At 68.5% G+C, this 4,855-nt stretch carries 5 protein-coding genes; all 5 read right to left on the bottom strand.

Annotated features, from left to right (window positions below):
- Positions 1 to 934 (bottom strand): ABC transporter permease (locus G3N97_RS36505; RefSeq protein ID WP_205997648.1); only part of this gene is annotated, 934 nt, incomplete at its 3' end.
- A 110-nt stretch (positions 935 to 1,044) separates the two neighbouring features.
- Entirely contained in the window at positions 1,045 to 1,659 is a 615-nt protein-coding gene (locus tag G3N97_RS36500; protein WP_110327613.1) for a DUF4126 domain-containing protein, read from the bottom strand.
- A 292-nt stretch (positions 1,660 to 1,951) separates the two neighbouring features.
- Positions 1,952 to 2,272, bottom strand: coding sequence for a quaternary ammonium compound efflux SMR transporter SugE (gene sugE / locus G3N97_RS36495; RefSeq protein WP_205997647.1), 321 nt, complete (start codon positions 2,270 to 2,272; stop codon positions 1,952 to 1,954).
- A 149-nt stretch (positions 2,273 to 2,421) separates the two neighbouring features.
- The gene (kdpE, locus tag G3N97_RS36490) at positions 2,422 to 3,120 is read right to left on the bottom strand and encodes a two-component system response regulator KdpE (protein ID WP_205997646.1); all 699 of its coding nucleotides are present in this window, start codon (positions 3,118 to 3,120) and stop codon (positions 2,422 to 2,424) included.
- The coding region (locus tag G3N97_RS36485) for a DUF4118 domain-containing protein (RefSeq protein ID WP_205997645.1) at positions 3,113 to 4,855 on the bottom strand (1,743 nt) is incomplete at its 5' end. The genes kdpE and G3N97_RS36485, both read right to left, overlap by 8 nt.

Below are 4,855 nucleotides of genomic sequence, written 5' to 3'. Positions count from 1 at the left end.
CAGCGAATTCGAGCACGAACAGCGTGCGCAGCGTGCGCTGGCTTGCGCCGAGGCAACGCATCGCCGCGCAGCCGTCGAGATGGCGGCGCGTGTAACGATGCGCGGCCATCGCGATCGCCACGGCCGCGAGCAAGGCGGTCAGCAGCGAAACGAGCGTGAGGAAATGGCGCGCGCGATCGAGCGTCTGCCGCACTTGCGGCTGGCCGTCCTGCAGCGATTCGAGACCGACGCCGCGCATCTTGCCGCCGTCGACGCGCGCGTGCGCGAATTGCGCGAACTGCGCGACGGCCGGATCGGCGCCCGCCACCAGCAGGCGATAGGTCACGCGGCTGCCGTAGCCCGTGAGGCCGGTCGAGGCGAGATCGGCCTCGTTGAGCATCAGGCGCGGCGAGAAGTTGACGAACGAAAAGCCGCGGTCGAGTTCGCGTGTGATGAGCGCGCCGATCGTGAACGTGCGCGTGCCCACGCGCACCTGGCTGCCGACGTGGACCTTGAGCGCGTCGAGCAACTGATCGTCGACCCAGACGGTGCCGGACGGCGGAATGCCCTGCGCCGCGTGATCGGGCGCGCCGGGGCCGCTCGAAATACGCAGCGCGCCGCGCAGCGGATAGGCCGCCGACACCGACTTGACCGCCGCGAGCCGCGTGGGCGACTGCGCGCCGTCGGCATCGCCGGCCGCGCTCACCATGCTCGGAAAAATCGCCGTATTCGCGGTTTGCAGCTTGAGCGCCTGCGCCTCGCGCGCGAACGCCGGATCGACGGGATGATCGGCGCGCACGATGAAGTCGGCGGCGATCATGCGGCGCGCGTCGCGCTCCAGCCCGCGTTGCAGGCGGTCAGCGAGAAAGCCCACGCTCGCGAGCGCGGCCACCGCGAGCACGAGTGCGAGCAGCAGCATCGTCAATTCGCCCGCGCGCCAGTCGCGCGCAGTCATGCGGGCGGCGAGGCGCACGAGATCGCCCCAACCGGGGGCGGCGCGCGTGGATCGAGAAGAAACGGGGTTAGAAGGCGACGTAGACGGTGGCAAGGACAGATTCGGCGGGTTCAATCGTGACGGCTCCGCAGCGAGAAACGCGAGACCATATGCGTCGCCATGCCGCGAAAGCCGCCCTGCACGCCGCGCCACAGACGCGGCAGCGCCCACGTCGCGACCAGCAGGAACGCGGCGAGCATGACGAGGAACAGCAGCGGCACGAACAGCGCGAGCAGCACGCCGACGAAGGTCATGCCGTCCTCGGCGCTCGACGTGACCACGTTCGAGACCGGTTCCGGCGAAAGATTGATGAGCGCCCGCGTGCCGGCCTTGGCCAGATGCGCGGTGCCCGCGAGCGTGCCGCCCGCGAGCGCGGCAATCGTCAGCACGGCCGGATCGGCGTGGCCGAGCGCGCCCGCCGCCAGCACGGCGCCGGCGGGAATGCGAATGAAGGTGTGCAACGCGTCCCACAGCGAATCGAACGCGGGGACTTTGTCGGCGAGGAATTCGAGCACCGTGAGCGCGGCGGCGATGCCGATCACCCAGGGCGAAGCGAGCACCGCGAGCGTGTCGGGCAGATGGATAAGGCCCAGGCGCTGAAGCACGCCGGCCATGAGGACCGTGAGGTAGAGGCGCAGGCCGCTGCCCCAGGACAGGCCCGCGGCAAGCGAAATCGGTTCGAGCATGACTGCCTCCTCGCGCGAAGCTCGCGCGGCGCCGTCCCCCACGAATCTGGCGCAAACGCAGCGCGCCCGGTTCGCCGGACACGGCGCCATCGGGCAGCGGCGCTCGCGTTATCCGCGGCGCGGAGTGTTATCGGTTGATGACCATCCCATTATAGCCACGCTCGCTGCACCGCCGCAGCGGTGTTGCGCAGGCGCGCCACGCTAAAACCCGCGATTTTTGCCGAAAATGTGGGGAAAATGCGCGCCGCATCGCCGCGCGGCGCGTGGAAGGTCTCGCCGATCCGGAACCGGATCAGGCCGCCGAACTGAGCTTCAGGCCGATGATGCCGAGCACGATCAGCGCCGCACTCGCCACCCGCGCGGCGCTTACGGCCTCGCCCATCATGACGATGCCGAACACGAACGCGCCCACCGCGCCGATACCCGTCCACACGGCGTAGGCCGTGCCGAGCGGCAACTGGCGCATGGCGATCGAGAGCAGCGCGAAACTGCCGAGCGCGATCACGATCGTGAACACGGAGGGCCAGAGACGCGTGAAACCTTCGGAGGACTTGAGACCGGCCGCCCAGGCGACTTCGAGCAGGCCAGCAATGAGAAGAATGAACCAGGGCATCTGGGACGCTCCACTTGAAAAAATGGGGCCGTCCCCGAAAAAAAGACGTGCAAGGTCGTCCTTACACATCTGTAAGTATAGCACCAGTCTGGTGCGCGTCGCCGAACCGCCCTACTCGCGACGCGGCTGATTCGGCTGATTCATCTGCGTCACTGCACGCCCACGAGGCGATAACCCACGCCCGTCTCGGTGACGATGTGCTCGGGCTGCGCCGGATCGCGCTCCAGCTTCTGCCGCAGATGCGCCATATAGATGCGCAGATAGTGGCTGCTTTCCACGTGCGACGGCCCCCACACCTCGCGCAGCAACTGGCGATGCGTGAGCACGCGGCCCGCGTCGCGCACGAGCGTGGCGAGCAGGCGATATTCGATCGGCGTGAGATGCACGGGCGCGCCCTCGCGCGTCACCTGGCGCAGCGCGAGATCGACGGTCACCGCGCCGAAGCTCACCTGCGGCGCCTCGTTCGCGCCGCCGCGATTGCGTCGCCGCAGATGCGCGCGAATCCGCGCGAGCAATTCGGAGACGCCGAAGGGCTTGGTCAGATAGTCGTCGGCGCCCGCATCGAGCGCGGCGACTTTTTCGCTTTCCTGGGTGCGCGCGGACAGCACGATCACCGGCAGATCGCTCCAGCCGCGCAGCTCGCGGATCACATCGAGACCGTCCGTGTCGGGCAGCCCCAGATCGACGATCACGAGGTCGGGCTTGCGCGTGGCCGCCTCGACGAGCCCCTGCTTGCCCGTTTCGGCGTCGTAGACCGTGATGCCCTCGCCTTCCAGCGAGGCGCGCACGAAGCGGCGGATCTGTTTTTCGTCTTCGATCAGGACAACGGCAAGACTCGGATCACTCATGGTCGGGATGCGGGTTCGAATGCGATGCAGGTTTCGGATCGAAGGTTGAAGGCGCCGAAGCGCCGTCGCGGGCTTCATGCGTTTCATCGTGCGCGTCGTGCGTGTCGTGAAGCCCTGCTTCCGCGTCGGCGTCTTCCGACTCGGCGACGTCGCTCGGCAAGGGCGGCGGCGCTTCCACGGGCAGCGCGAACCAGAACGACGCGCCTTCCGTATGGCCGTCGGCATCGACGCGATTGGCCGCGCCGATTGTACCGCCGTGCGCTTCCACGATCGCACGGCAGATCGCGAGCCCGAGCCCGATGCCCGGTTTCGCCGACTCTTTCTCGCCGCGCGTGAACTTCTCGAAGATGCGCTCGTTCATGCCGGGCGGCAGGCCCGGCCCGCGATCGTCGATGCTCACGCGCACGAAGGGCTGGCCGTGTTCTTCGATGCGGCGCGCGGCGATCGTCAGCGGCGTGTCGGGCGGCGTGTATTTCGCCGCGTTTTCCAGCAGGTTCGAAAAGAGCCGCTCCATCAGCACGGCGTCGAGCTGCAGCAGCGGCAAGCCCGCCTCCAGCTTCACCTGCACCGGATGGCGCGCGAGCACGCGGCGGCACGCGGCGAGCGCCGCGCCGACGGTTTCCTCCAGCAGCGTCCACTGCCGGTTGAGCTTGAGGCTGCCGGCCTGCAGACGCGCCATGTCGAGCAGATTCGTGACGATGCCGGTCATGCGCAGCGCCTCGTCGTGTATCGCCTCGATCAGCTCGCCGGTGCGCGCGCTGTGAACATCGCCGGGCGCGCCGGGCTCGTGTGTCTGCGCGAGCATCGACGAAAAGCCGACGATGGTCGTGAGCGGCGTGCGCAGATCGTGCGAAATCGCCGAAAGCAACGAGTTGCGCAGCCGTTCGGACTCCATGTTGACGAGCGCGTCGCGCGCGATCTCCACGTAGTGAACGCGTTCGAGCGCGAGCGCGATCTGCGCGGCGAAGGCGTCGAGCATGCGCTGCTGCTCGGGCACCTGCAGTTCGCGCGCGTCGCGCGTGACGACGGCCAGCACGCCGCGCGTGCGCATCGGCGCCTTGAGCGGCAGATAGCGCGCGGCGGCCGCGGGCAAGGTGTCGGTGCCGTGACCCGCCGGTTTCTGCTGGTCGTAGACCCACTGGCCGACGTCGAGATCGAGGCTCGCGGCGTCGAGCATGATCTGCGGATCGGGGTCCTCGATCTTCTGCTGCACCTTGTCGGCGCTATCGGGCAACAGAATGCCGACGCGCGCGTTGAACACCTCGCTCACATGACGGCTGCCGATCGCGACGATCTGCTCGGTCGCGAGCGCGGCGGCGAGTTCGCGCGCCATCGCGTACATCGCGCCGGTGCGCTGTTCGCGGCCCTGCGCGACGCTCGCCTCGCGGCGCAAGCTCGACGTGAGATGGCTGATGACGAGCGAGGTCAGCAACATGCCCACGAAGGTCAGCAGATACTGCGTGTCGCTGACCGAGAACGACAGGCGCGGCGGCACGAAGAAGAAGTCGTAGGCGGCCACGCTCGCGAACGAGAGCATGACGCCCGGCCCGCGCCCGAGCTTCGTGGCCGCGAAGATCACGCCGAGCAGATACAGCATCACGAGATTGGCGAGCGCGATGCGGTCGTTCAACTGATTGGCGAGCAGCGTGATGCCCGCGCAGATCGCCAGCGCCGCCGCATACGCGCGCGGCGGCGAGCGGTGCGCGGCGCCCTCGGCGATGGCCGCGCGCCACGC

Source organism: Paraburkholderia sp. Ac-20347 (assembly GCF_017104805.1).
Taxonomy (GTDB): Bacteria; Pseudomonadota; Gammaproteobacteria; order Burkholderiales; family Burkholderiaceae; genus Paraburkholderia; species Paraburkholderia tropica.
The sequence above is the reverse complement of the archived record's forward strand: the minus strand, read 5'-3'. Positions and strand labels throughout refer to the sequence as shown.

Coding starts and splice junctions, on each gene's coding strand:
- kdpE (WP_205997646.1), bottom strand. CDS start 3,120: ATGAGTGATCCGAGTCTTGCCGTTGTCCTGATCGAAGACGAAAAACAG.
- sugE (WP_205997647.1), bottom strand. CDS start 2,272: ATGCCCTGGTTCATTCTTCTCATTGCTGGCCTGCTCGAAGTCGCCTGG.
- G3N97_RS36500 (WP_110327613.1), bottom strand. CDS start 1,659: ATGCTCGAACCGATTTCGCTTGCCGCGGGCCTGTCCTGGGGCAGCGGC.